The 26,076-nt window shown below is 75.2% G+C and carries 19 protein-coding genes and 1 riboswitch; of the genes, 12 read left to right on the forward strand and 7 right to left on the reverse strand.

Going from position 1 to position 26,076, the window contains the following annotated elements; translation table 11 throughout:
• Positions 1 to 27 precede the first annotated feature (27 nt).
• Positions 28 to 828 carry a C40 family peptidase gene (locus NXY84_RS06580; RefSeq protein WP_258726318.1) on the reverse strand — a complete coding sequence of 267 codons (801 nt, stop codon included), beginning with the start codon at positions 826 to 828 and terminating at the stop codon, positions 28 to 30.
• Positions 829 to 830: 2 nt separating this feature from the next.
• Positions 831 to 1,012, reverse strand: a riboswitch (cyclic di-AMP (ydaO/yuaA leader).
• Between the two features lie 263 nt (positions 1,013 to 1,275).
• Between NXY84_RS06580 and NXY84_RS06585 the strand changes: the two genes are divergently transcribed.
• On the forward strand, positions 1,276 to 2,427 hold the full coding sequence (locus NXY84_RS06585) for a N(5)-(carboxyethyl)ornithine synthase (RefSeq protein WP_258726319.1): 1,152 nt from the start codon (positions 1,276 to 1,278) through the stop codon (positions 2,425 to 2,427).
• A gap of 64 nt (positions 2,428 to 2,491) precedes the next feature.
• On the opposite strand, the gene NXY84_RS06590 is transcribed toward NXY84_RS06585, so the two are convergent.
• Positions 2,492 to 2,734 (reverse strand): hypothetical protein, encoded by a 243-nt coding sequence (locus NXY84_RS06590; RefSeq protein ID WP_258726320.1) that lies wholly within the window; start codon positions 2,732 to 2,734, stop codon positions 2,492 to 2,494.
• Positions 2,735 to 2,973: 239 nt separating this feature from the next.
• Here NXY84_RS06590 and NXY84_RS06595 point away from each other — a divergent pair, with 239 nt between their 5' ends.
• A complete protein-coding gene (locus tag NXY84_RS06595; RefSeq protein ID WP_258726321.1) occupies positions 2,974 to 3,927 on the forward strand; it encodes a glycoside hydrolase family 113 in 954 nt (317 codons plus the stop codon).
• Between the two features lie 5 nt (positions 3,928 to 3,932).
• Here NXY84_RS06595 and NXY84_RS06600 read toward each other — a convergent pair whose 3' ends face one another.
• Entirely contained in the window at positions 3,933 to 5,003 is a 1,071-nt protein-coding gene (locus tag NXY84_RS06600; RefSeq protein ID WP_258726322.1) for an aminotransferase class V-fold PLP-dependent enzyme, read from the reverse strand.
• A gap of 260 nt (positions 5,004 to 5,263) precedes the next feature.
• Here NXY84_RS06600 and NXY84_RS06610 point away from each other — a divergent pair, with 260 nt between their 5' ends.
• The gene (locus tag NXY84_RS06610; RefSeq protein WP_309485059.1) at positions 5,264 to 6,265 is read left to right on the forward strand and encodes a LysR family transcriptional regulator; all 1,002 of its coding nucleotides are present in this window, start codon (positions 5,264 to 5,266) and stop codon (positions 6,263 to 6,265) included.
• 28 nt (positions 6,266 to 6,293) lie between these two features.
• Here the strand turns inward: NXY84_RS06610 and NXY84_RS06615 are convergent, their stop codons facing one another.
• Positions 6,294 to 8,033 carry a DUF885 domain-containing protein gene (locus tag NXY84_RS06615; protein ID WP_258726323.1) on the reverse strand — a complete coding sequence of 580 codons (1,740 nt, stop codon included), beginning with the start codon at positions 8,031 to 8,033 and terminating at the stop codon, positions 6,294 to 6,296.
• A 96-nt stretch (positions 8,034 to 8,129) separates the two neighbouring features.
• On the opposite strand from NXY84_RS06615, the gene NXY84_RS06620 reads away from it, so the two are divergent.
• Complete coding sequence (locus NXY84_RS06620) at positions 8,130 to 9,281, forward strand: LLM class flavin-dependent oxidoreductase (RefSeq protein ID WP_258726324.1); 1,152 nt, start codon at positions 8,130 to 8,132, stop codon at positions 9,279 to 9,281.
• Positions 9,278 to 9,925 carry an FMN reductase gene (locus tag NXY84_RS06625; protein ID WP_258726325.1) on the forward strand — a complete coding sequence of 216 codons (648 nt, stop codon included), beginning with the start codon at positions 9,278 to 9,280 and terminating at the stop codon, positions 9,923 to 9,925. The genes NXY84_RS06620 and NXY84_RS06625 overlap by 4 nt, the downstream gene beginning before the upstream one ends.
• Positions 9,926 to 10,049: 124 nt before the next feature.
• On the opposite strand, the gene mqo is transcribed toward NXY84_RS06625, so the two are convergent.
• Both mqo and NXY84_RS06635 read right to left on the reverse strand, forming a co-directional pair.
• A complete protein-coding gene (gene mqo, locus NXY84_RS06630; protein ID WP_258726326.1) occupies positions 10,050 to 11,528 on the reverse strand; it encodes a malate dehydrogenase (quinone) in 1,479 nt (492 codons plus the stop codon).
• A gap of 113 nt (positions 11,529 to 11,641) precedes the next feature.
• Entirely contained in the window at positions 11,642 to 13,732 is a 2,091-nt protein-coding gene (locus NXY84_RS06635; RefSeq protein WP_258726327.1) for a heparinase II/III-family protein, read from the reverse strand.
• A gap of 481 nt (positions 13,733 to 14,213) precedes the next feature.
• Here NXY84_RS06635 and NXY84_RS06640 point away from each other — a divergent pair, with 481 nt between their 5' ends.
• The 5 genes from NXY84_RS06640 (at position 14,214) to NXY84_RS06660 (ending at position 22,628) form a co-directional block, all read left to right on the forward strand.
• Positions 14,214 to 15,449, forward strand: coding sequence for a sugar ABC transporter substrate-binding protein (locus NXY84_RS06640; protein WP_258726328.1), 1,236 nt, complete (start codon positions 14,214 to 14,216; stop codon positions 15,447 to 15,449).
• Between the two features lie 219 nt (positions 15,450 to 15,668).
• A complete protein-coding gene (locus NXY84_RS06645; RefSeq protein WP_258726329.1) occupies positions 15,669 to 17,048 on the forward strand; it encodes a pectate lyase in 1,380 nt (459 codons plus the stop codon).
• Positions 17,049 to 17,332: 284 nt separating this feature from the next.
• Positions 17,333 to 18,736: an MFS transporter gene (locus NXY84_RS06650; protein WP_258726330.1), complete on the forward strand. Its 1,404-nt coding sequence runs from the start codon at positions 17,333 to 17,335 to the stop codon at positions 18,734 to 18,736.
• Positions 18,736 to 21,036 carry a molybdopterin oxidoreductase family protein gene (locus tag NXY84_RS06655; protein ID WP_396126377.1) on the forward strand — a complete coding sequence of 767 codons (2,301 nt, stop codon included), beginning with the start codon at positions 18,736 to 18,738 and terminating at the stop codon, positions 21,034 to 21,036. Before NXY84_RS06650 ends, NXY84_RS06655 begins: the two co-directional genes overlap by 1 nt.
• Positions 21,033 to 22,628: an FAD-dependent oxidoreductase gene (locus NXY84_RS06660; RefSeq protein ID WP_258726331.1), complete on the forward strand. Its 1,596-nt coding sequence runs from the start codon at positions 21,033 to 21,035 to the stop codon at positions 22,626 to 22,628. The genes NXY84_RS06655 and NXY84_RS06660 overlap by 4 nt, the downstream gene beginning before the upstream one ends.
• Before the next feature lie 18 nt (positions 22,629 to 22,646).
• Here NXY84_RS06660 and NXY84_RS06665 read toward each other — a convergent pair whose 3' ends face one another.
• Complete coding sequence (locus NXY84_RS06665; RefSeq protein ID WP_258726332.1) at positions 22,647 to 22,853, reverse strand: Lsr2 family protein; 207 nt, start codon at positions 22,851 to 22,853, stop codon at positions 22,647 to 22,649.
• Between the two features lie 219 nt (positions 22,854 to 23,072).
• Here NXY84_RS06665 and NXY84_RS06670 point away from each other — a divergent pair, with 219 nt between their 5' ends.
• Both NXY84_RS06670 and NXY84_RS06675 read left to right on the forward strand, forming a co-directional pair.
• On the forward strand, positions 23,073 to 23,675 hold the full coding sequence (locus NXY84_RS06670; RefSeq protein WP_258726333.1) for an ATP-binding protein: 603 nt from the start codon (positions 23,073 to 23,075) through the stop codon (positions 23,673 to 23,675).
• A gap of 274 nt (positions 23,676 to 23,949) precedes the next feature.
• Positions 23,950 to 26,004: a PhoX family protein gene (locus NXY84_RS06675; RefSeq protein ID WP_258727133.1), complete on the forward strand. Its 2,055-nt coding sequence runs from the start codon at positions 23,950 to 23,952 to the stop codon at positions 26,002 to 26,004.
• Positions 26,005 to 26,076 lie beyond the last annotated feature (72 nt).

Below are 26,076 nucleotides of genomic sequence, written 5' to 3' on the forward strand. Positions count from 1 at the left end.
GCGCTCTCGTGACGTGCGGGGCTGAGGTCAGCCGACCCGGATGAAGACCGGGCTGGACTGCCAGATCGAGCGCAGCTGGATCGTCTTGCCCGGGCGGGGCGCGTCGAGCTGCATGCCGTCGCCGGCGTAGATCGAGATGTGACCGGGCGACCAAATGAGGTCACCGGGCTGGGCGTCCGCACGCGAGACGACGGTGCCGGCGTGGCGCTGCTCGGCCGACGTGCGGGGGAGCGTGATGCCGACCTGCGCGAACACGTAGGACGTGTAGCCGGAGCAGTCGAAGCCGTCGGGGGTCGTGCCGCCCGAGACGTACGGGACGCCGATGTAGCGGGCCGCGATCTCGACGATCGCGTTGCCGACGGCCGAGGCGGGGACCTGCGTCACGGCGGCCTGCTCCGCGGGGGCCTCCTCGACGACGGCGGCACGCGCGGTGCTGCGCGAGGTGCTCGCGGCGCGCGTCTCGACGACGGGCTCCGGCTCGGGCTCCGGCGGGGGCGGCGGCGTCACGGCGGTGAGCGTCGGGGCGTCGAAGCCCCACACCGCGTCCGGCGCGGCCGCGACGACCGGGGAGGTCTCGAGGAGCGCGCGGGCCGAGGCGGTGAGGACGGTGCTGTCGACCGCGGCGAGCGAGGCTCCACCGGCGCTGCTGCCCTCGGCGGAGGCGGGGACCGCGACCATGCCGATCATGAGGCCGGAGCCGGCCGCGACGACCGCCGAGCGGCGACCCGCCGTGGCGATGCCGGCGCTGGTGGCCGTGGCGAGGTCGGTGAGGGGGGTCGTCGGCCGGCCGGGCGACCGGCGACGTCCGTGAGACGTGCTCGAGGGCATGCAGAACCTCTCCAGACGCCTACGAGGTGAGCTGTCGGGTTCGGGCTGGAGAACGCCCGGCCGGTCAGGTTCGACCGGCTTCACCCCAAGGACACCGCACGGATGCCCACAAGTGGGTCCCCCGCTCCTGCCAGCGAGACTCGAACTGACCGCGGGTGGTGGCAGGACTCGGCGATCCACCTCAGGCCGCCCCAGGAGGGTGGGGCGCGACGATGTTAGGCATGGCGTCCGCGATATGTCACGGCAAGGTCACGGGTGAACACGTGTCCAGGTCGCACGATCACCCGATGGGATGACGTGCGTCACCCCTGGAACGGGAGGAGCACGCGTAAATCCGGCGCAGGCACCCGATCGGCGGGCCGCCGGGTGTGACGAGCGCCTCACTCGGCCAGCGCGGGCGTACGCTCGCGGCTCGGGGCCGTCGCGGCCCCTCCGAGGGGGCACGTGATGGGTCCGCTGAGCCTGGGCATCGTCTCGACGTCGCGCAAGGAGGACGAGCGGAGGCTCGCGGTCCACCCCGCGCACCTCGAGCGCATCGACCCCGGCCTCCGTGCGCGGATCACGCTCGAGGAGGGCTACGGCGAGCGGCTCGGGGTGCCCGACGCGGAGCTCGCGCAGCTGGTCGGCGGCCTCGCGCCCCGTGCGCAGGTGGTCGCCGGGTCCGACGTCGTGCTCCTGCCCAAGCCGCAGGTCGAGGACCTCGAGGCGATGCGCGCCGGCCAGGTGCTGTGGGGCTGGCCGCACTGCGTGCAGGACGTCGCGCTCACCCAGGTCGCGATCGACCACGGGCTGACGCTCCTCGCGTTCGAGGCGATGAACCACTGGGCCGACGACGGCGGGTTCGGCCTGCACGTCTTCCACAAGAACAACGAGATCGCCGGCTACTGCTCCGTGGTGCACGCGCTCCAGCTGGTCGGCCTGACGGGCGACTACGGGCGCCGGCTGTCCGCGGTGGTCCTGGGCTTCGGGGCGACGGCGCGCGGCGCGGTGACCGCCCTCCTGGCGCACGGCGTGCACGACGTCGAGGTCGTGACGCACCGGGGCGTCGCCGCGGTCGGGGCGCCGATCCACCAGACGCGGATCGTGCACCTCGAGCCGGACGGCCAGGTGGACACGGGGGAGGGGCGCGTGGCGGTGGCGGACTTCCTCGCCGGGCACGACGTCGTCGTCAACTGCACGTTGCAGGACCCCCAGCGTCCGGTGGTGTACCTGCGCACCGAGGACCTCGCGGCGTTCCGGCGCGGGAGCCTCGTGGTCGACGTCTCGTGCGACGCGGGGATGGGCTTCGAGTGGGCCAGGCCCACGTCGTTCCGCGACCCGGTGTTCGAGGTCGGCGACCACATCACCTACTACGGCGTCGACCACAGCCCGTCCTACCTGTGGAGCTCGGCGTCCTGGGAGATCAGCGAGGCGGTGCTGCCGTTCCTCGCAGGGGTCATGGGCGGTCCGGACGCGTGGGCGCGCGACGAGACCCTGCGGCGCGCGATCGAGGTGCGCGACGGCCACGTCCTGAACCCGGCGATCCTCGCGTTCCAGGGCCGCGCCGCCGAGCACCCGCACGAGCGCTCGGTGACGGGACAGGGTCCCGTCACGGCCTGAGCACGGTGCGCTGGCGCGCGCCGACCCGGCGTCGGGGAGCGCTCGTGCGGGGCGTGCGCGGGGCTCAGAGCCTGGCGTGCAGGCAGTGCGTGCTCACGTTCTCCGTCGCCTCGTCGAGCAGCGCGCGCAGCGCGGCGTAGCGCGCCCGACGGGCGTCGTCCCCGGGCTCGCGTGGACCGTGGCGCTCGACCGCGTGGTGCGCCTCGGACGTCGCACGGGCGAGCTCGAACCACGTCGCCCCGGCGTACGCCGCACGGACCTCGCGCGTGACGTCGTCGGCCCTGAGGTCGTCCTCGGCTCCGGCCATCTCCCACCCCTCCTCGTGAGCTCCCAGCGTCTCCCCGACCTCCGACACGGCCGCGGCGCCACGCCGGGTGGCGGCTGTGGGGCGGGGGGCTCCTGGAGAGGAGGAGTCGACGGCGTGCCGCGTGATGCACCCCGGCGGGAGCCCCGGCGAATCGATTCGACGTAGCCTGTGCTCGCGCGCGAGGGGCGGAGGCCCGCCCCGTCGGGCGCGGCGACGACGACTCGACGGGGAGTGCACGGATGAAGCAGCTCGACGGCTGGATCGCGGGGATGACGTGGGGCTGGGGCTCCCGGCGCGGGGAGTGGACCGGGCCCGAGGCGGAGCGCTCGATGTCCCTGATGGTCGAGCGGCTCGGAGTGACCTGGACGGCGATCACGTTCTTCACGCTGCAGGACACCCCGCAGTCGACCGAGATCCGCTTCCGCGACGAGCCCACCGTGAGCGACGACGAGGTGCGTGCGGCGATCCGCGGCGCGCACGAGCGCGGGCTCCAGGTCGTGCTCAAGCCGGTCGTGAACTGCGCCGACGGCACGTGGCGCGCGCACATCAACTTCTTCGACCACGACGTGCCGTGCGAGCCGAAGTGGAGCGAGTGGTTCGCGAGCTACACCGCGTTCGTGGTGCACCACGCCCGCATCGCCCAGGAGGAGGGCGCGGAGATGCTCTGCATCGGCTGCGAGATGGTGCAGACGGACCGGCGCGAGCGGGAGTGGCGCGAGCTCGTGCGCCAGGTGCGCGCCGTGTACTCCGGGCTCGTCACGTACAACTGCGACAAGTACCAGGAGGACCGCGTCACGTGGTGGGACGCGGTCGACGTGATCTCGTCGAGCGGCTACTACCCGGAGGACGACTGGGAGAACCAGCTGGACCGCATCGAGCCCGTCGTGCGTGCGCACGGCAAGCCGTTCTTCTTCATGGAGGCCGGCTGCCCGAGCCGCACGGGGTCACCGGCGCTGCCCAACGACTGGGCGCTCCCCGGGGAGCCGAGCGAGGCCGCGCAGCGCGCGTGGTACGAGGCCGCGTTCGCCGCGACCGGACCCCGCGACTGGGTCGAGGGCTTCATGCTGTGGGACTGGCCCGCGCGCCTGTACGACGAGGCGGACGCGGCCGGCAACGACGACTACTGCATGTTCGGCAAGCAGGCCGAGCGCACGGTCCGGGAGCACTACGCGGCCCAGGTCCGCCGGGGCTGACGGCGTCAGAGCGCGTGCGCTGCGACGAGCGCCTCGGCCGCCCGCTCGACGTCCGCCTCCGAGCACCACACGTGGAACGCGAGGCGCACCCCGCCCCCACGGCCCGCCGCGCGCACCCCGTGCTCGGCGAGGCGGGCGCGCAGCGACCCGGTCGCGTCGGGCAGCACGACGATCGCGCTCCCGGTGGGCCGCAGGCCGAGCCGCGCGCGCAGGGTGTCGGCGAGCCGGGCGTCGTGCGCGCGGACCTCGCGGGGGTCGACGGCGGCGAGCAGCTCCAGCGCGGGCGCGAGGCCGACCCAGCACAGCCACGCGGGGGAGACGTCGAACCGTCGGGCGTCGGGGGCCAGCGTCATGTCCGGGCCGTACACCGAGGCCCACACGTCGGCGCCCGCGTACCAGCCGGCGTGCAGCGGGCGGAGCGTCGCGGCGACGTCGGGCCGGACGGTCAGGAACGCGGCGCCGCGCGGGCCGCACAGCCACTTGTAGGCCGAGCACACCGTCACGTCGAACCGGGACGCGTCGACCGGGAACCAGCCCGCCGCCTGCGTCGTGTCGCACAGCGTGCGGGCCCCGACCGCGGCCGCCGCGGCGCACACCGCGTCCGCGTCGGCGACCCGGCCGTCGCGCGACTGCACGAGCGAGAAGGCGACGAGGTCCGTGCCGGGGCGCACCTCGTCGGCGAGCCGGTCGAGCGGCACGTGCCGCACGCGGACGCCGCGGTCCGCGTGCGCGAGGAACGGGAAGACGACCGAGGTGAAGTCCCCGTCGACGACCACGACCTCGGCGCCGTCCGGGAGCCCCGCGGCGACGACCCCGACGAGGGAGGACGCCTGCGAGCCGACGGCGACGTGCTCGACCGGGACGCCGACCAGCCGTGCGTAGGCCGCGCGGGAGCGGCGCACCGCCGCGTCGTAGGCGGCGGCGTCGGCCCGGCCGGACTGCCAGGCGTCGAGCGCCTCGCGCAGCGCGTCCGCCGAGGCGCGGGGCGGCAGGCCGAGCGTCGCGGCGTCGAGATAGCCGTCGACGGGACTGAAGGCGGCTCGCAGGTCGGTCACGGGTGTCGTGGTGAGCGGCATCCCCTGATCGTCGTCCGCAGGCCGGGCATCACACAACGGCAGGATGACGGGGCTGTCCATCACGCCAGGTGATGGATCGGTAGCGTGGGGCCATGAGCGAGCACCGCCACGCCCGCCGGCCGGGCCGGTCGGCCGCGCCCGCACCGACTCCCCTGCCCGCACCGACGCCCGAGCCGGCACCGACGCCCCGGCCGGGAGCGTCACCCGCGTCACGAGAGTCGCCCGGGTCCGGACCGACGCCCGCGCCCGCCCCGGAACCCATGCCCGCTGCCGTCCCGGCACCCGCCCCGACGCTCGACGCGCGGGCGCTCGACGTGCAGGCGCTGCGGCTCATGCGCGCGATCGCCGACCACGGGACCCTCACGGCGGCGGCCGCGGCGATCGGGTCCAGCCAGCCGGCGGTCAGCCAGCACGTGCGCCGTCTCGAGCGCCGGCTCGGGACCGCGCTGCTCGAGCGCGCCGGTCGTGGCGTGCGGCTCACGGAGGCCGGCCGGGTGCTCGCGCACCACGGGGCCACCGTGACCGCCGCCGTCGGGGCGGCCGCCGCGGAGGTGCTGTCGCTCACGACCCTGCGCTCGGGGCGCGTCCGGCTCGTGGCGTTCCCGTCCGCGTCCGCGACGATCGTGCCCCGCGCCCTTGCCGGGCTGCGCGAGCGGCACCCGGGCCTCGCGGTGACCCTCGACGAGGCGGAGCCGCCGCAGGCGCTCGAGGCGCTGCGCACCGCGGCGTGCGACGTCGCGCTCGTCTTCGCGTACCCGGGGGTGCCGACGCCCGGGGGAGACCTCGACGGTCTGGTCGCCCGGCACCTGGTCGACGACGGCACGGTCGTCGCCCTGCCCGAGGGGCACCCGGCGGCGCTCGCCGAGGACGGGCTCGACCTCGCCGACCTCGCCGACGACGTGTGGATCGCGGGCTGCCCGCGGTGCCGCGGCCACCTGCTCGCCGCCGGTCGGGCCCGCGGGTTCACGCCCCGCATCGCGTACGCGACCGACGACTACGTCGCCGTGCTCGGCCTCGTCGCTGCCGGGCTCGGCGTCGCGATGCTCCCGGGCCTCGTCCTGCCGACGGCGCTGCGCACGCCCGGGGTCGTGGTGCGCCCGGCCGCCGGGACGGCCGACCGCGTGGTGCACGCGGTCACGACGCCGGACCTGCTGCGCGTCCCGGCGGTCGCGGTGACGCTCGACGCGCTCGCGGACGCCGCCGGCACGCTGCCCGGCCTCCCGGGCCACCGACCCGGCCCGCCCCCGGGCCCCCGCACGTGAGGACGGGCGGGCGCCCGGCGTGCCGGCCTCAGCCCTCCGCGACCGCGTCGATCGTGCTGAGCTCGCGCTCGAGGTCGTCGAGCCCGAGCGAGCCGAGCGAGAGCGCCGCGGTGTGCCAGGCGCGCAGGTCGAAGCGCCCGCCCTGGGCCTCCGCGCGCGCCCGTGCCGCAGCCCGGCCCGCGAGCCACGCGCGCTCGCCGAGCTTGTAGCTGATCGCCTGACCCGGCCAGCCGAGGTACCGGACGATCTCGCTGCGCACGAACTCGGCGGGCGAGCCGCTCCGTGCGGCGAAGAACTCCTCGCCGAGCTCCGCGGTCCACCGCTCCCCGGGGTGGAAGCCCGACGCGTCGGGGATCCGCAGCCCGAGGTGCATGCCGATGTCGATGACCACGCGCACCGCGCGCATCCGCTGGCCGTCGAGGTACCCGAGGCGCGCGCCGGGGTCGGTGAGGTACCCGAGCTCGTCCATGAGGCGCTCCGCGTACAGGGCCCAGCCCTCCGTGGTGGCGGACACGGACCCGACGCTGACCTGGAAGCGCGAGAGCTCGGCGGCCCGGTGCGCCCACTGGCCCAGCTGGAGGTGGTGGCCCGGGACGCCCTCGTGGTACCAGGTGCTGATGAGGTCCCACGTGGGGAAGCGCGTGCGCCCGAGGGTCGGGAGCCAGGTGCGTCCGGGGCGGCTGAAGTCGAGCGACGGGCGCGTGTAGTACGGCGCGGCCGCGGCGCCCGGGGGAGCGATCATCGCCTCGACGCGGCGCACGGGCCCGGAGACGTCGACCGCGGTCCCGTCGAGCCCGGCGATCGCCGTGTCCATCATGGCCTGGAGCCACGCGCGCACCTCCTCGACGCCCTCGACCGCGTCGCCGTGCACGTCGAGGTGGGCGAACGCCTCCGCGGGCGTCGCGCCGGGCAGCACGCGGTCGGCCTCGCGCACCATCTCGGCCTCGATGCGGGCGAGCTCCTCCCAGCCCCACGCGTACGCCTCGTCGGGGTCGAGGGTCGCGCCGATGCTGGAGCGTGCGGCGACGAGGTAGGCCTCGCGCCCGACCCCGTCCGGCGTGCCCTGCACCGCGGGCAGGTAGGTGCCGGCGATCCAGTCGCGCAGCTCGGCGACCGCGGTCGCGGCGGCGTCGGCGCCCGCGTCGAGCTCGGTGCGCAGCGCGTCGGGGCCCGGTGCGACGAAGCCCGCGTGCCAGCCCGGGGTGTCGCCGTCGCGGAGCCACGCACCGAGCTGGTCGACGATCGCGGCGGCCTGCCGCGGTGCGCTGCGGCGGCCCTCCGCGAGGCCGGCCTCGAGCGTGCGGCGGTACGAGGCGGCCGACTCGGGGACGGCGGCCAGCCGGCGTGCGACGACGGCCCAGTCGTCGTCGGTCGCCGTCGGCATGAGGAGGAAGATCGACTGCAGCACCTGCACGGGCGAGCCGATGGGGCGCAGCGACGCGAGGTCGGCGCCGGTCTCGTGCACCGCGAGCTGCGCCTCCAGGCGTTCGCGCAGGAGCGTCGCGCACCGGCGGTCGTCGTCGTCGAGGACGCGGGCGCCGTCGAGCTCGGCGAGCGCGGCGCGGGCGGCCCGGGCCTCGGTGGCGAGGCCGTCGGGCGACAGGTCCGGCATGCGGTCGTCGCTGGGGCGGATGCCCAGCGCGGTCGCGACGCGCGGGTCGAGGTCGGCGAGCGTCTCGACCCACCGGTCGGCGACCTCGCGCGCGGTCGGCACGTCGGTCGGCGTGGCGGTGGCGGTCGGGGGCATGGTGGCGTCGTCGGGGGTCACCCCGCCACGCTAGACGAGCGGAATAGGTGCCGAGGGGTTGGCGTTGGAGCGGCCAGATGGTTGAATGTTAAACAAGACGACCAGAGGGAGCACGCCATGCAGTTCGGGATCTTCACCGTCGGCGACGTCACGACCGACCCCACGACCGGTCGCACGCCGACCGAGGCCGAGCGCATCCAGGCGATGGTGACGATCGCGCGGCACGCCGAGGAGGTCGGGCTCGACGTCTTCGCGACCGGCGAGCACCACAACCCGCCGTTCGTCCCCTCGTCGCCCACCACGATGCTCGGCTACATCGCCGCGAAGACCGAGCGGCTGCTCCTGTCGACCTCGACGACGCTCATCACCACGAACGACCCGGTGAAGATCGCCGAGGACTACGCGATGCTCCAGCACCTCGCGGACGGCCGCGTCGACCTCATGATGGGCCGCGGCAACACCGGCCCCGTCTACCCGTGGTTCGGGCAGGACATCCGCAACGGGATCAGCCTCGCGATCGAGAACTACGCGCTGCTGCACCGGCTGTGGCGCGAGGACGTCGTGAGCTGGGAGGGCAAGTTCCGCACCCCGCTGCAGTCGTTCACCTCGACGCCCCGCCCGCTCGACGGCGTCCCGCCGTTCGTGTGGCACGGCTCGATCCGCAGCCCCGAGATCGCCGAGCAGGCGGCCTACTACGGCGACGGCTTCTTCCACAACAACATCTTCTGGCCCATCGAGCACACCCAGCAGATGGTCGACCTCTACCGTCGCCGGTTCGAGCACTACGGCCACGGCAGCGCCGACCAGGCGATCGTCGGCCTCGGCGGACAGGTGTTCATGCGGGCGAACAGCCAGGACGCGAAGCGCGAGTTCCGGCCGTACTTCGACAACGCCCCGGTGTACGGGCACGGGCCGTCGATGGAGGACTTCACCGCGCAGACGCCGCTCACGGTCGGCAGCCCGCAGGAGGTCATCGACCGGTACGCCACGATGCGCGAGCACGTCGGGGACTACCAGCGCCAGCTGTTCCTCATGGACCACGCGGGGCTCCCGCTCACGACCGTCCTCGAGCAGCTCGACCTGCTCGGCGGCGAGGTCGTCCCGGTGCTCCGCAAGGAGCTCGCAGTCGGCCGCCCGGCGCACGTGCCCGACGCCCCGACGCACGCCTCGCTCGTCGCGAAGGCCGGCGGCGCGCAGGAGGCGACCGTCTACGCCGCGGGCGACGACGTCACGGGCGCCTCGCCCGAGGTCGCGACGGTGACCCGATGACCGGGCGCGCCCCCGACCGCCGGACCCTCGCGGTCGTCTCCGCGGGCCTGCGCCAGCCGTCCTCGACGCGCCTGCTCGCCGACCGCCTCACCGAGGCCACGGTCAACGCCCTCGGCCAGAAGGGTCTCGACGTCGACGTGCACGTGATCGAGCTGCGCGAGCTCGCGCACCCGCTGACCGACGCCCTGCTCACCGGCTTCTCGAGCGGCCCCCTGCGCGAGGCGATCGAGACCGTGACGCGCGCCGACGGCGTCGTCGCGGTCACGCCGATCTTCAGCGGCTCCTACAACGGGATGTTCAAGAACTTCGTGGACGTCCTGGAGCAGGGCGCGCTCGCGGGCACCCCGGTGCTGCTCGGCGCGACCGCCGGCACGGCGCGGCACTCGCTCGCGCTCGAGCACGAGCTCCGGCCGCTGTTCTCCTACCTGCGCTCCGTCGTCGTCCCGACCGGCGTCTTCGCCGCGACCGACGACTTCGGCGCGGTCGAGGGGGCGGCCGGTTCCGACGACGTCGCCCCGCTCGTCGTCCGGGTCGACCGCGCGGGCCGCGAGCTCGCCGACCTCGTCGCCGCGCGCACCCCGCGCGAGGTGCACGACCCGTTCGCGAGCCCGACGTCGTTCGAGGACCTGCTCGCCGGACGGTGAGGCTCTCGCCCCACCGGCCCGAGGACGTGCTCCCTGGGCCGGTGGACGCACGCGCCGTGCACGACGACGCCCGCCCCTCCGGCGAGACCGGGGGAGCGGGCGTCGTGGCGTGTGCGGGTGCGGCTCAGGCGCCGACCTGGGCGTCGTCCGACATGCCCTCGCGCTCGAACGAGTCGTCCCAGTCGCTCCCGCCGAGGCTCGGCATCATCTCGCGCAGCTGGGGGCGCCACGCGTCGACCCGCGACGGGAAGCAGCGCTCGAGCAGGTCGACCATCGTCGAGACCGCCGTGGAGGCGCCCGGGGAGGCACCGAGCAGACCGGCGATCGTGCCGTCCTGCGCGGTGACGAGCTCGGTGCCGAACTCGAGCACGCCGCCCTGGGTCGGGTGCTTCTTGATGACCTGGACGCGCTGGCCCGCGGTGATGAGCTCCCAGTCGCGCGGGTGCGCCGTCGGCATGAACGCGCGCAGCGTGCGCAGCCGGCGCGTCTCGGTCGCCGTGACCTCGCTGACGAGGTACTTGACCAGGTCGACGTTCTTGAGCCCGACGGCGAGCATCGGGACCAGGTTGCCGGGCCGGATCGAGCGGATCAGGTCGAGCGGCGAGCCCGCCTTGAGGAACTTCATGCTCCACCCGGCGTACGGGCCGAAGAGCAGCGCGGTCCGGCCGTCGACGACGCGCGTGTCGAGGTGCGGCACGGACATGGGCGGCGAGCCGACGTCGGCCTTGCCGTAGACCTTGGCCTGGTGCTGCGCGACGAGGTCCGGGTTCGTGGTGCGCAGGAACTGCCCGCTGATCGGGAAGCCGCCGTAGCCCTTGGCCTCCGGGATGCCCGACTTCTGCAGCAGGTGCAGCGCGCCGCCGCCCGCGCCGATGAAGACGAAGCGCGCGTCGATCGTGCGGCGGCGCGGGCTCGCGTTCCAGCGGCGGTCGGCGACGGAGAGCCGCCAGGTGCCGTCGCGGCGCTGGCGGAGCCGGCGGACCTCGTGCTCGAGGCGCACGGTCGCACCGCGCTGCACGACGCCGTCGACCAGGCCGCGCGTGAGCGCCCCGAAGTCGACGTCGGTGCCCTCGGGCGCCCGGGTCGCGGCGATCGGCTCGTCCCCGACGCGGCCCTCGACGAGCAGCGGGGCCCACGAGCGGATGACCTCGGGGTCCTCGGTGAACTCCAGGCCGGCGAACAGGTGGTGCACGCGCAGGGCCTCGGCGCGCCGGCGCAGGTAGTCGACGTTCTCGGCGCCGCGCACGAACGTCAGGTGCGGCGTCGGCGACAGGAACGCGACGCCCTCGGGCAGCCGGCCGCTCGTGAGCAGGAAGTGCCACAGCTCGCGCGAGAGCTCGAACTGCTCGTTGATCGTCACGGCCTTCGCGATGTCGATCGAGCCGTCGGGGCGCTCGGGGGTGTAGTTGAGCTCGCACAGCGCGGCGTGCCCCGTGCCCGCGTTGTTCCAGGCGTTCGAGCTCTCCTCGGCGAGCGCGTCGCGGCGCTCCAGGATCTCGATCGTCCAGGTGGGCTCGAGGACGGAGATCATCGAGGCGAGCGTCGCGCTCATGATCCCGCCGCCGACGAGGACGACATCGACAGTGCTGGCGTGGTCCGTCACCCCTTAATCATAGGATGACCTGCGGACGCAAACCGACCGCTGTCCGGATCCCGGTCATCCCATGACCGGCTTGGTCGTCCCATGACCTGGCGATGACCGCCGCACGCCTCAGGTCACCGGATCGCCTGCGCCATGACGCGGATCATCCGGCTCGTCGCCTCGTCCGGCGTCGTGCGCGTCCGGCGCCCCGCGCGGGCGACGGCGCGCGCGGCCCCGGGTGCGGGCTCGGTGAGCGTGAGCTCGAGGCGGGTGAGCCGCTCCCCCCACACCCCGGCCAGCAGCGGGTCGTCGAGCAGCCGGACCGTCGTCGTCGCGACGACCGTCTCGGGGTCCCACGTGAGCCGCACGCCGCGCCCGCCCGCGACGGGCCGCGCGACGACGCCGCCGCGCTCGGCGCTGACGACGCCCGCGAGGAGGTAGTGGACGCGCAGCCCGGCAGGGGAGCCCTCGCGGTCCGGGGGGCCGTCGTCCTCCGACGCCTCCGCACCGCCCGTCCCCCCGGGTCGCCCGTCGTGACCGAGGTCCCACGCGTCCTCGACCGTCACGCAGCGCCGCCGGCGGTCGAGCACGACCGTCCGCACCCCGGTCGCACCCGGCAGCTCGTACGCCTCCGAGAGGTCGAGCACGACGCGCGTGGTGTCCTCCCCGGGCGTCACGCGGACGTCGCGGGCGCGGTACCGGGCACCCGTGCCCTGCGTCGTCCACGCCGGTTCGGGGACGTTGTGCCAGCTGCTCTGCATCGTCCACAGCGTGAAGCGCTCGGCCCCGAAGGTCGCCGCCGTGTAGGTCGGCTGGCCCGCGTCGACGACGAGCGGCACGCCGTCGACCGCGACGACGACCGAGCCGACGTCGTTGTGGTTGTCGTGCTCGCCGTTGTGCCCGCCCTTGACGGTGACGCACAGCCCCCGCGCCGAGCCGAGCCGCTCACGCGTCACGACCAGCTGCGTCTGGGGGAGCCACACGTCCCGCTCGAGCGGCGGGTGCTCGCGGTGGGCGTCGCGCCAGGCCGGGTCGGCGAGCCCCTGCAGCGCGCGACCCAGGCCGGCGCGCTCCGTGACCGACGGGAGGCCGGGCTCCCGGTAGGAGGCCGCGTGCAGGCGCACCTGCTCGTCGTCGAGCGTCTGCGCCCAGCGGTGCAGCACGTGCCAGGCCTGGTCGCGCGGCGGTCGCGCGGGGCTGTCAGCGACGTCGAGGTACCAGTCGCCGCCGAGCTGCATGCGGTGCGGGAACCGCACGGTCTCGCGCACGACGGGCACGGTGCGCGCGTCGAGCACCCCGCCGCTCGCGTGCGCGAGGACCTCGAGCGCCTCGAGCGCGCGCCCGGCGCCGTTCCACCACGACGTGTAGCCCTCGTCGCTGCTGCCGTCGGTGGGGAGGGTGTCGAGGAACTGGTCGAGGCCGGCGATCGCGTGCTCGACCGCCTCGGCGCGCTCGTCGGGCTCGTCGAGCAGCGCGAGGGCCGCGACGAGCACGTGGCCGTGGATCCACGGGTTCCAGTTGTGCGCCCAGCCGTCGCGCCGGAGCCAGTGCCAGTCACGCCGATCGACGAAGGGGCGCAGCACGCGCGTGCGGGCCTCCGCGCGCAGCCGCTCGCGGACGCCGGGTGCGCGGTCGTCGAGCGCCGTGCCGAGCGTGTGGTCGATCCACGCGAGCTGCCCGACGACCTCCGCGGCGCCGAGGTCGAGCGACGGCGAGCCCTCGGGCGGCAGCGCCCAGCCGTGCAGCCGCAGGCCCTCGTCGTGCGCGGGCCAGCACCAGCTGCTCTGCTCGCACAGCAGGACGACGCCGTCCGCGACCTCGTCGAGCCAGCGGTCCTCGCCGGTCGTGGTCGCGAGCACCGCGGCGCGGGTGAGCCGCTCCTGGCGGCGGGCGACCCGGTCCTCGTACGCGGTGCGGTTGCCGTCGCGCAGGTAGCGGGCGTAGTGCGAGGTGAGGGGCTGCGGCCACGGCTCCTCGAGGTCGACCTCGCCGCGCAGCCGGAACGCGGCGACGGTGGGCTGGTCGACGGCGTCCCAGAGCGCGCGGTCGTGCACCGGCCGGACGGGGTGCGCCCGCAGGCCGCCGGCGAGCAGCTCGGTGAGGCGGTCCCGCCGGGCGTCGGGCCCCCAGGCGCTGGTGAGCGGACCGGCCGGGAGGTCCGCGTGCGCGGGCGGGGGCGGCTGCGGCGTCGCTGTCGCGGTGCCCGCGGTGCTGTCGTGGTCCACGTGTCCTCCGTCGGACGGTGGTTCGGCGGTCCGCCCGCGGGGGTCGGCGGTCCGACGCGTCGGTAGGTGGGCGTCGTCGAGCCGGCGCACCGGTCCCCTGCAGGGCGCTCACGGCCTTTCGGGGACGTTACCCGGGGTTTCGGCGATTTCTTCCGACGGGCCACCGGGAATGTGGGTCGAGGCGCCGCGAGTAATCGTTTAGGCGGGCGGGGACAAATGTGTCGCGCGTCGTGCGCGGTCATTCGCGGCTCGTCCGTGACGGTGCGGGCGGCCCGCGCCGGCCGCTCCCGTGCTCCTTCGGGTGCCGTCCTGGGAGCGGGTGCCGGGTGCCGGCTCACTCCGACGAGGGAACGGACGGGCGACATTGCAGAAAGTTGCCGCAATCCGTTGCCGATGTGGGCCGCATCGGTCTACCGTCCGAGCGCCGCTCGCGCACGCGCCGGGTGGTCGATCCCAGCCGCCAGCCACCAGGAGCTCCCCGATGCGACGACGCATCCTCGCCGGCGGTGCCGTCGGCCTCGCCCTCACGCTCGCGCTCGCCGCGTGCGGGTCCCCCGAGCCGGGCGAGCCCGCCGCGGCCCGGACAGGTCGCTCGCTCGTCGTGTGGGTCGACGAGGCGCGCGCCGGTGCGCTCGAGGGGCTCGCGGGCCCGTACGGCGCCGAGGCCGGCGTCGCGATCGACGTCGTCCCGCAGACGAGCGAGACGCTGCGCGACGCCTACGTGCGCGCCGTCTCGCAGGGGGAGGGGCCGGACGTCCTCGTCGGCGCGCACGACTGGCTGGGCGAGCTCGTCACGAACGGCGTGGTGCAGCCCGTCGAGCTCGCCGAGCCCGACGCGTTCGCACCCGCGGCCGTCGAGGCCATGACGTACGACGGCGTCACGTACGGCACGCCGCTGTCGATCGAGAGCGTCGCGCTCGTGCGCAACAACGCCCTCGCGACGACGACACCGGCGACGTTCGACGGGGTCGTGGCCCAGGGCGAGGCGCTCGTCGCCGCGGGCCGTGCCACGCGGCCCGTGCTGGTGCAGCAGGGCGAGGGTGGCGACCCGTACCACCTGTACCCGGTGCAGACGTCCTTCGGCGCCCCGGCGTTCCGTGCGGACGAGGACGGCTCGTACACGACCGAGCTCGCGCTCGGCGGCGAGGCCGGTCACGCCTTCGCCCGGTTCCTGGGGAGCCTCGCCGAGCGGGACGTGCTCGACCCCGCCGTCACCTCCGACGTCGCGACCCAGGCCTTCCGCGCGGGCGAGTCCCCGTACGTCCTGACCGGCCCCTGGAGCACCGCGGCGTTCGTCGAGGCCGGGATGGACATCGCGGTGCTCCCGGTCCCGCCGGCGGGCGACCTGCCGGCGCAGCCCTTCGTGGGCGTGCAGGGCGCGTTCGTCAACAACCTGTCGCTGCACCAGGAGGACGCGCGCGCGTTCGTCGGCGACTTCCTCGCGACGCCCGAGGCGCAGCTCGCGCTCTACCGGGCCACGAGCCGCGCGCCTGCGCTGACCGCGGCGCTCGACCGGATCACCGACGACCCGGTCACGACCGGCTTCGCGGACGCCGGCGCGCAGGGTGCCCCGATGCCCGCGATCCCGCAGATGGGCATGGTGTGGCTGTACTGGGGCTCGACCGAGGCGTCCATCGCCCGCGGCGAGGGCGACCCGGCGGCGCTGTGGGACCAGATGGTGCACAACATCGAGGCCTCGATCGCGGCGGAGCTCTGACGCGCCGGGGGCACGTCGAGGCGCCCGGGGGCCGGAACCGCCAGGAAAGCGTTATCCATATCGTTTCCACCGCCGCTGCCCCCGTTGTCCGGCCGGTCGCGGCATGGCTACCGTCGGCCGTGCAGCCCGGGGAAGCGCTTCCCGGGACGGCGGCCTCGGTCGCCCGCACCTCCACGGCAACGCCGCCGGGGAGGAGGCCCACCACGGAAGGCACACGACGTGGATCTCACGAACGACACCCGGACGCTCCCGCGCCCGGTCGACCCCGGGCCCCGACGCCCTCGCCGTCGGGCGCTCGCGGTCACGCTCGCGCTCGCCGTCGGCGCGCTCGGAGCCGTCGTCGGCGCGCCGGGCGCGACCGCCGCACCGCCCACCATCGACACCTCGGCGTGGTACGAGCTCGAGAGCTGGCGCTCGCGGCTCGTGCTCGGCGTCGACGGGGGCTCGACCGCCGACGGTGCCGCCGTCGTCCAGGCCGCCTCGACCGGCGCGGGGAGCCAGCGCGTGCGGTTCCTCGACTCGGGCAGCGGCTACGTCCGCGTCGCGTTCGCGCACTCGGGCAAGGTCCTCACGATCGGCAGCTCGGCGTCCTCGCTCGCGACCCAGGCCACCGACTCGGGCGCGACGAGCCAGCAGTTCTCCGCCGCCGCCGGCTCGTCGGGCCGCATCAAGCTCGTCAACCGGGCCAGCGGGCTCGCGCTCCAGGTCGTCGACAGCTCGAAGTCCGCGGGCGCCCGCTGGAACCAGGCCGCCGACACCAACGCGACGAACCAGCAGTTGACGCTGCGCAAGGTCTCCGGCAGCACCCCGGACCCGACGTCGAGCCCGAGCCCGACGGTCACGTCGAGCCCGACGCCGACCGTGACGTCGAGCCCGACGCCGACCGTGACGTCGAGCCCGACGCCGTCGTCCCAGCCGAGCGGCTCGTGGCCGAGCGCCACCTCGACGCAGAAGGTCTCGTCGACCATCCAGGTCTCCGGCACGCTCGACGGCCGGCTCGTCCGGTACTACGGCATCTCCTCGGGGGACCAGGGCGAGAGCCAGCCGCCGATGTTCCAGCTCTCCGACGGCGCGGTGCTCAAGAACGTCATCATCGGCACGGGCGCCGGCGACGGCGTGCACTGCACCGGGACCTGCACGCTGCAGAACGTCTGGTGGGAAGACGTCGGCGAGGACGCCGCGACGCTCAAGGGCACCAGCACGTCGCAGGTCATGACCGTCACGGGCGGCGGCGCGAAGGGGGCGAGCGACAAGGTCTTCCAGCACAACGGGCCCGGCACGTTCGTCATCACCGGCGGTTTCCAGGTCACCGACTTCGGCAAGCTCTACCGCTCGTGCGGCAACTGCTCCAAGCAGTACGCGCGCACCGTCACGGTCGACGGCGTCCAGGTGACCACGCCGGGCAAGGCGCTCGTCGGGATCAACTCGAACCTCGGCGACAGGGCGACGCTCCGCAACGTCACGATCATCGGCGACTCGTCGCGCAAGATCTCGATCTGCGACGAGTACAAGGGCGTCACCTCCGGCGAGCCCTCCAAGGTCCGCTCCGGGCCGTCGGCCGCCTGCGGCTACTCCACGTCCGACATCACCTACCGGTGAGGCACGCGCTCGCCGTCCCCCGGCGAGCGCGCCCGCACCACCCGACGACGCCCGGCCGTCCGCACCCCTCGCGGACGGCCGGGCGTCGTCGCGTCCGCCGCCAGGGGTGACGCCCGCGGCCTCTTCTCTCAGCAGTTCTCACACGGCCCGCCCGCGGGCTGTGCGCGGAGGTTTCCCTCCGTGTCATCGACGGGCGCGCACGAGCGAAACATCGGCTTCCTAGCGTCAGGGCACACGGCCACGGTTCTCCACCGACTCCCGGCCGTCCCCCTCAGGAGGCAGTGATGGCGACACCCACCACCATGACCCCCGCCGGCAGCGTCGCCGGACCCACGGACACCGAGACCGCCCTCGACCCGGTCCTCGGGACGGCTGCAGGCGCAGCGCACGCGCGTCGCGGCCGCTGGATCGACCAGTGGGACCCCGAGGACACGACGTTCTGGGCGAACGGGGGCCGGCGGGTCGCGCAGCGCAACCTCTACGGCTCGATCTTCGCGGAGTTCCTCGGCTTCGCGGTCTGGGCCGTGTGGAGCATCGTCGTCCCGCAGCTGCCCGCGGCGGGCTTCGCGTTCACGGTCGACCAGATGTTCTGGCTCATCGCCGTCCCGAGCCTCGTGGGCGCGACGCTGCGCATCCCGTACACGTTCGCGGTCCCGCTGCTCGGCGGCCGGAACTGGACCATCGTCTCGGCGCTCCTGCTCCTCGCACCGACCGCGGCCATCGCGTGGGCCGTCCAGCGGCCCGAGACGCCGTTCGGCGTCATGCTCGCGATCGCGGCGCTCGCCGGGGTCGGCGGCGGCAACTTCGCGTCGTCCATGGCGAACATCTCGTTCTTCTACCCCGCGAAGGAGAAGGGCAAGGCGCTCGGCCTCAACGCGGCGGGCGGCAACATGGGCACGGCGGCCGTGCAGTTCGCGGTGCCGATCGTCATCGCCATCGGCGCCGGCATCTCGCTCGAGCGCGCCGGGCTCATGTTCATCCCGTTCATCCTGCTCGCCGCGTTCGTCGCGTGGCGCTTCATGGACAACCTGACGATGGCGAAGGCCGACTACAAGGCGTTCGCCGACGCGACCCGCAACCGGCACACGTGGATCATCTCGTTCCTGTACATCGGCACGTTCGGCTCGTTCATCGGCTATGCGGGTGCGTTCCCGACGCTGCTCAAGGGGCAGTTCCCCGAGGTCACCGTGTCCATCGCGTTCCTCGGCGCCCTCGTCGGCTCGCTCGCCCGGCCGCTCGGGGGCATCCTCGCGGACCGGCTCGGGGGCGCCCGGGTGACCATCGGGTCCTACGTCGGCATGGGGCTCGGCGCGTTCGGCGCGATCATGGCCCTGCGTGAGCACGTCTTCGCGCTCTTCCTCGCCTCGTTCCTGCTGCTGTTCGTCTCCACCGGGCTCGGCAACGGCTCGACGTACCGGATGATCCCCGCGGTGTTCGCGGCCGGGGCCGGCACGGGCGTGAGCCTCGACCGGGCCCGCAAGGCCGCGGCCGGGTGCATCGGCATCGCCGGGGCGATCGGGGCGTTCGGCGGGTTCCTGATCCCGCGGACGTTCGCCATGTCGACCGCGCAGACCGGCAGCCTCGAGGCTGCGCTGTGGGTCTTCATCGGGGTCTACGCGGTCATGTCGGCCGTCACGTGGGCCGTGTACCAGCGCCGCGGCGCGGCGATGGCCGAGGCCCGCATCTGATGGTGGCGCTGCCTGCGGTGGCGGCCCCCCGCGTGTCCGACGACGCGCGGGGGACCGCCACGCACTGCCCCTACTGCGCGCTGCAGTGCGCGATGCGCCTGACGCCGGTCGACGGCGCCGGCGCGTCCGCCGGTCCGCCCGCCCCCGGGACCGACCCGGCCGCGCCGGTCACCGTCGCGGGCCGGGACTTCCCGACGAACCGCGGCGGGCTGTGCCAGAAGGGCTGGACGAGCGCGAGCGTGCTGCGCGCCGGGGACCGGCTCACGACCCCGTGGGTCCGCGTGCGCGGGGAGCTGCGCCCGGCGACGTGGGACGACGCGCTCGACCTCGTCGCCGGGAAGCTGCGGGCGCTCGCCGCGGAGCACGGGCCGCAGTCCGTCGCGGTGTTCGGCGGCGGCGGGCTGACCAACGAGAAGGCGTACGCGCTCGGGAAGTTCGCGCGCACGGTGCTGCGGACCCCGAACATCGACTACAACGGCCGGTTCTGCATGGCGAGCGCCGCCGCGGGCGCCAACCGGACCCTCGGCGTCGACCGGGGGCTGCCATTCCCGCTCGAGGACGTCGGCGGCGCGCAGGCCGTGCTGCTGCTCGGCTCGAACCTCGCGGAGACCATGCCGCCGTCGCTCCAGCACCTCGCGGGCGTGCGCGCCGCGGGCGGGCTCGTCGTGGTGGACCCGCGGCGGTCCGCGACCGCCGAGCTGACCGCCGACGGGCAGGGCGTGCACGTCCAGCCCGTGCCCGGCACCGACCTCGTGGTGCTGCTCGCGCTCGCGCACGTCGTGCTCGCCGAGGGGCTCGCCGACACCGCCTACCTCGACCGGCGGACGACCGGGCTCGACGACCTGCGCCGGTCGGTCGCCGCGTGGTGGCCCGAGCGCGCGGAGCAGGTCAGCGGCGTGCCGGCCACGACGCTGCGGGCCGTCGCGCGGCTGCTCGCCGCCGCGTCGCCCTCCCGCGGGGGAGCGGGCGCGTACGTGCTGACGGGGCGCGGCGTCGAGCAGAGCAGCCAGGGCACCGCGACGGTGACCGCCGCGATCGACCTCGCGCTGCTGCTGGGCCTGCCGGGCCGCACCGGCAGCGGCTACGGCGCGATCACCGGGCAGGGCAACGGCCAGGGCGGGCGCGAGCACGGCCAGAAGGCCGACCAGCTCCCCGGCTACCGGTCGATCGAGGACGACGCCGCGCGCGCGCACGTCGCGGCGGTCTGGGGTGTGGACCCCGCCGACCTGCCGCGGTCCGGGCTGCCCGCGGTCGAGCTGCTGCGCCGCCTCGGGATGCCCGACGGGCCTCGCGCGCTGCTCGTGCACGGGTCCAACGTCGTCGTCAGCGCGCCGGACGCCGACCGGCTGCGGGAGCGGATCGCCGCGCTCGAGCTGCTCGTGGTGTGCGACGTCGTGCCGTCCGAGACCGCGCTGCTCGCCGACGTGGTCCTCCCCGTGACCCAGTGGGCCGAGGAGGAGGGGACCATGACGTCGCTCGAGGGCCGCGTCATCCGGCGGCGCAAGGCGATCGAGCCGCCGCCCGGCGTGCGCAGCGAGCTCGACGTGCTCGCCGACCTCGCGGCCCGGCTGGGGTCCACCGTGCACTTCGGCACCGACCCCGCCGAGGTCTTCGACGAGCTCGCCCGCGCGAGCGCCGGCGGCCGCGCCGACTACTCGGGGCTCAGCCACGCGCGCCTCGACGCCGAGCCGGACCTGTTCTGGCCGTGCCCCGCGACACGCGAGGGCGAGGCGCCGCACCCCGGCACGAAGCGGCTGTTCACGCGGGACTTCCCGACGCCCGACGGCCGCGCGCGCCTCGTCCCCGTCGACCACGTGGGCCCCGCCGACGACCTGCGGCCCGGCGCGCCGCTGTACCTGATCACCGGGCGCGTGCTCGCGCACTACCAGTCGGGCGCGCAGACCCGGCGCGTGCCCGCGCTCGTGCGCACGTCACCCGGGCCCTACGTCGAGGTGCACCCGCTGCTCGCGCAGCGGCTCGGCGTCGAGGACGGCACGCCCGTGCACCTCGTGACCGCGCGCGGCGGGCTCGTCGCGCGCGCCCGGGTCAGCGACGCGGTGCGGGCCGACACGGTGTTCATGCCGTTCCACTGGAGCGGCCAGGGCAGCGTCAACCGGCTGACCAACGACGCGACGGACCCGGTCTCGGGGATGCCCGAGTTCAAGGTGTGCGCGGTCCAGGTGACCCGGTGGGACGGGCCGTGGGACGAGTTCGAGCCGGTCGACGCGGGGCTCGAGCCCGTCGCGGCCGGTGTCAGGGACGACGGCGGCGCGCACGCGCCGGGGACGGCGGGGGCATGAGCGGCAGCAACGGCACGACGCGGGTGGTCGTCGTCGGGCACGGCATGGTCGGGTCGCGGTTCGCGGACGACCTGCACGCGCGGGACGCCGAGCGGCGCTTCCACGTCACGGTGCTCGGCGCCGAGGAGTACGAGCCGTACAACCGGGTGCTGCTCTCCGAGGTGGTCGCGGGCAAGCTCGACGTCGCGTCGCTGAGCCTGCCGCGCAGCGTGCGCGAGCGGACCTCGGTGCTGCCCGGCACGACCGCCGTCGCGATCGACCGCGCCGAGCAGGTCGTCGTGGACTCGGCCGGGTGCGCCTACCCCTACGACGTCGTCGTGCTGGCGACCGGCGCGCGGGCGCGCATCCCGGCGCTCGACGGCCTGGGGGCGGGCGACGACGAGGCCGCGCTCCCGGCGGGCGTGCACGCGCTGCGCACGCTCGACGACGCCCGCGAGATCGTCGCGGCGACCGTCAACGCGCGCACCGCGGTCGTCGTCGGCGCGGGCGTGCTCGGGCTCGAGGTCGCGTGCGGGCTCGCGCACCGGGGGCTCGACGTGACCGTGGTGCACGGGGGAGCGAGCCTCATGGACCGCCAGCTCGACGGCGACGCCGGGGCGGTCGTGACCGGCGAGCTCGGGCGCCTCGGCATCGGGGTGCGCCTCGCGGCTCGCACGCAGGAGGTGCTCGTGCGCGACGGGCGGCTCGACGGCGTGCGGCTCGAGGGCGGCGAGCGGCTCGACGCCGACCTGCTCGTGCTCACCGCGGGCACCGTGCCCGAGGTCGGGCTCGCGCGGCGCGCCGGCCTGGACGTCGCCCGCGGCGTCGTCGTCGGCCCCGACCTCGCTGCGCCGGCCGACCCGCGCGTGTTCGCGATCGGGGACTGCGCCGAGCCGCCCGAGGGCGGCACGGGGCTGATCGCGCAGGGCTGGGACCAGGCGCGGCGCCTCGCGCTGCTGCTCACGGGCCAGCGCAACGAGCCCGCGGACGCCGACCCGGAGGCTGCGACCGTCCCGGCGGGTGCGCCGCTGCCGCAGGGCGGGACCGACGTCGTGCGGGTCAAGGCCGTCGGGCTCGACGTCGTCTCGATGGGCGTGAGCGGCGCGCGCCGCGGGGGCGACGCCGGGCACCGGTCCGTCCGGCTGACCGACCCCGTGGGCGGGCGGCACGTCGAGGTCGTCGTCGCGGACGGCCGGGTCGTCGGCGCCACGTGCGTCGGCGCGGGTCAGGTCGCGGCGGACCTCGTCGCGGCCTACACGCGCGCCACGCCCGCGCCGTCGGACCCCGCGCAGCTGCTCCTGCGGCCCGTCGGCGGGGCGCCCGAGCCCGCCGCGTCGCCGACGCTCATGCCCGACCGCACCACGGTGTGCCGGTGCAACGGGGTCACGAAGGGCGAGATCGTCGCGTGCTGGCGCCACGGCGCCGACACCGTCGAGGACGTCGCCCGCGAGACCCGGGCGACGACGGGCTGCGGGGGGTGCAAGGACGTCGTGTGCGGCCTGCTGGACTGGCTCGGCACGACCGACCCCGACCGGGCGCGGGCGCGCGAGCCGCGTCGGGCGGTCGGGGAGGTCGTCGCCGAGGTCGAGGAGCCGGCGCAGGCCCGAGGCTGACGCGTCGCGACCGGCCGGTCAGTCCGCGACGGCTCGCGGGCGCCGGGGCGCGGACGTCCTGCGGCCCGCCGTGATGTACGGCTCGAGCGCGCGCAGCAGGTCGTCGCGGTGGGCGTCGGTCAGGTCGATCTCGTACCGGGTGTCGCTCCACGCGAAGCGGTAGGTCCGGGCCCCCTCGGAGCCGTCGAGGTCGTCGGTGACGAGGACGCGGGTCTGGGTGGCCATCCCCGGATCATCCCGCACGCCGGGCTGTCGGGCCCGGCGGTCCGGCCCGCCCGCGAGCCGGACGCTCCGCCCGGCGCGCCGGGCCGAGTGCGCCCCGGTTCCTCTTGAACGCGCGTCCAGAGAACCTCACACCGGTCGTCGCGGTGCCGATAGATGAACTATCAATCAATATGACGGCGTCGGGCGGGAGCGCGCGCCGGGGAGAGGTTCGGGGGAGCCATGCTCGACGCACCGGAAGACCTGCACGCACTGACCCGCACGGGCGTCCTGCCCGTGTCGCGCCGCCACGGTGAGCGCGCACGGCACCGGACCTCCCACGCCGCACCGTCGACCGCCGTGGCGGCCGAGCAGCAGCCCCGCTCGCGGCGGACCGCCGTCCCGGTGCTGCCCGCGCCGCAGCCCAGCCCCGGCGGCTACGGCCTCGACCTGGGGGCTGCGGCCGGACCGTGGCTCGTGACGCACGTGCGGCGCCGCGTCGCCAACGTCGCCCTCGGCCACGGGGCGTCGCCCGACGAGAGCCTCGTCATCGAGCTCCTGACGAGCGAGCTCGTCACGAACGCCGTGGTGCACGGGCCCGACGAGGCGCACGTCGGCGTGCGCACCGCCTACCAGGACGGCGCCTTCAGCGTGGCCGTCACCGACCGGGGGACCGGGCTGCCGGTCCTGCGCGACCCGCACCCGACCGAGCTCTCCGGGCGCGGCCTGCACGTCGTGGCCAACCTGGCGTCCACGTGGGGCATCGACCCGGGGACCGCGGGGAAGACGGTGTGGTTCACCGTGGAGCTCGCGCGCGGCGTGGACCGCGGGTCGCGGCACCCCTGAGCGCGGGTCGCGGGGGCTGGGCGCTGGTCACGACCCGGCCGGCCGGAGGTCGTCGCACGGCCGGCGCGCGTCGCGGTACCCGGGCGGGCCGCCGCACGCGGGTCCCGTCCCGCTCACCCGGGTGAACGTTCACCCGCGCGTCACCGCCGGGTCGCCGCACGGTCGGTCGGGGTGCCTAGCGTCCGGGACGCCCCTCGCCGTCCCTGGGCGGCACTCTCATCTCCCCGGAGGCACCCTCGTGACCCTCGCGCCCGAGTTCCGCTCGCTGCTGCCCATGGCCGGGCACGTCCGCGGCAAGCGCAGCGCCGTGACCTGCCACCTCAAGTGCGGGGACGCGTGCGCGCAGCCCGTCCCGAACACGAGCGACAACGCGTACTTCCGGGACGTCGCGAGCGCCGCGCTGAGCCGCCGGTCCGTCCTCGGCGGCCTCGGCGCCGGGGCGCTCGCACTCGTCGTCGGCCCGACGCTCGGTGCGCAGCCCGCCGCCGCGCACGGCAAGGGCCACGGTCCCGTCAAGGGGCTCGCGTTCGGCCCGATCGCGCCCGTCCCCGCGACGACCGACGCGTTCACGGTGCCCGACGGCTACCGCTGGGCACCGGTCATCCGCTGGGGCGACCCGATCCTGCGTCACGCGCCCGCGTTCGACCGCGACGCGCAGACCGCCGAGGCCCAGGCCGGCCAGTTCGGCTACAACAACGACTACCTCGACATCGTCCCGATGCTGCCGACGGGCCGCGACCGGTCCCGGGGCGACAAGGGTGCGCTGCTCGTCGCGAACCACGAGTACACCAACGAGAACATCATGTTCCCGCCGTCCACCGACCCGGCGGTGCTCGCGGAGCGGAAGCGCATCGCGATGAACGCGCACGGCATGAGCGTCGTCGAGCTGCGCCGCTCGGGCCCGGGCAAGCCGTGGGAGTACCTCCGGATCGGCGGCTACAACCGCCGGATCACCGCCTCGACGCCGTTCGCGGTCACCGGCCCCGCGGCGGGCTCGGAGCTCCTCCGCACGGTCGACGACCCCGAGGGCCGCACGGTGCTCGGCACGCTGAACAACTGCGCGGGCGGCACGACGCCGTGGGGCACGGTGCTGTCGGGCGAGGAGAACGTCAACCAGTACTTCCGCACCGCCGGGACGTCGCCCCGCGACACCCGCTACGGCCTCGCGGACAAGGCGACGACGCGCGGCTGGGAGGAGATCGAGCCCCGGTTCGACGCCCGCAACCCCGGCTACGAGAACGAGCCCCACCGGTTCGGCTGGATCGTCGAGGTCGACCCGCACGACCCCGAGTCCGTCCCCGTCAAGCACACCGCGCTCGGCCGCTTCAAGCACGAGGGCGCCAACGTGATCCTCGCGCCGTCGGGCCAGGTCGTCGCGTACATGGGTGACGACGAGCGCTTCGACTACCTGTACAAGTTCGTCTCGCGCGACACGATGCGCACGGGCTCGAAGCGGGCCGACCGCGAGCACAACAAGACGCTGCTCTCGGCGGGCTCGCTCTACGTCGCGCGGTTCGCGGGCGACTCCCCGGCCGCCGAGATCACGGGCACGGGCGCGCTGCCGTCCGACGGCGAGTTCGACGGCACCGGCGAGTGGATCCCGCTCGTGGTCGACGGCGTGAGCCACGTCCCCGGGTTCACGACCGAGGAGGTGCTCGTCTTCACGCGCCTCGCCGCCGACACCGTGGGCGCGACGAAGATGGACCGCCCCGAGGACGTCGAGCCGAACCCGCACACGGGCCGGGTCTACGTCGCGTGCACCAACAACACGGACCGCGGCAAGGCCGGCAAGGAGGGCGCGACCGAGCCCAACCCCCGCGTCGCGAACCGGGACGGGCACGTCGTCGAGATCACGGAGGACGGCGACGACCCGACCGCCTCGACGTTCCGCTGGACGCTGCTGCTCGTGTGCGGCGACCCGGCGGCGGGGACCGCGACGTACTTCGCGGGCTTCCCGGCCGAGCAGGTCTCGCCCATCTCGTGCCCCGACAACCTCGCGTTCGACGCGGCGGGCAACCTGTGGATCTCCACGGACGGCCAGCCGGGGACCATCGGGTACGGCGACGCGCTGTTCAAGGTCCCGCTCGAGGGCACCGAGCGTGGCCGCGTCCAGCAGTTCCTCTCGGTGCCCGCGGGCGCCGAGACGTGCGGGCCCGTGATCCGCTCCGACGAGTCGATGGTGTTCGTCGCGGTCCAGCACCCGGGTGAGGACGGGTCGTTCGACGCGCCGCAGTCGAACTTCCCGGACTACGTGGCGCCCGGCCGCCGGCCCAAGCGGGGCCAGGCGCGGGGTCCGCGCCCGAGCGTCGTGCAGGTCTGGAAGGCCTGACGGAGCGCCCGACGGGGGCCCGTACGACGCGCGTCCCGCGGGTCCCCGCGCCCGCGGTGACCAGCGCGTGAC

This window comes from Cellulomonas sp. NS3 (assembly GCF_024757985.1).
Taxonomy (GTDB): Bacteria; Actinomycetota; Actinomycetes; order Actinomycetales; family Cellulomonadaceae; genus Cellulomonas_A.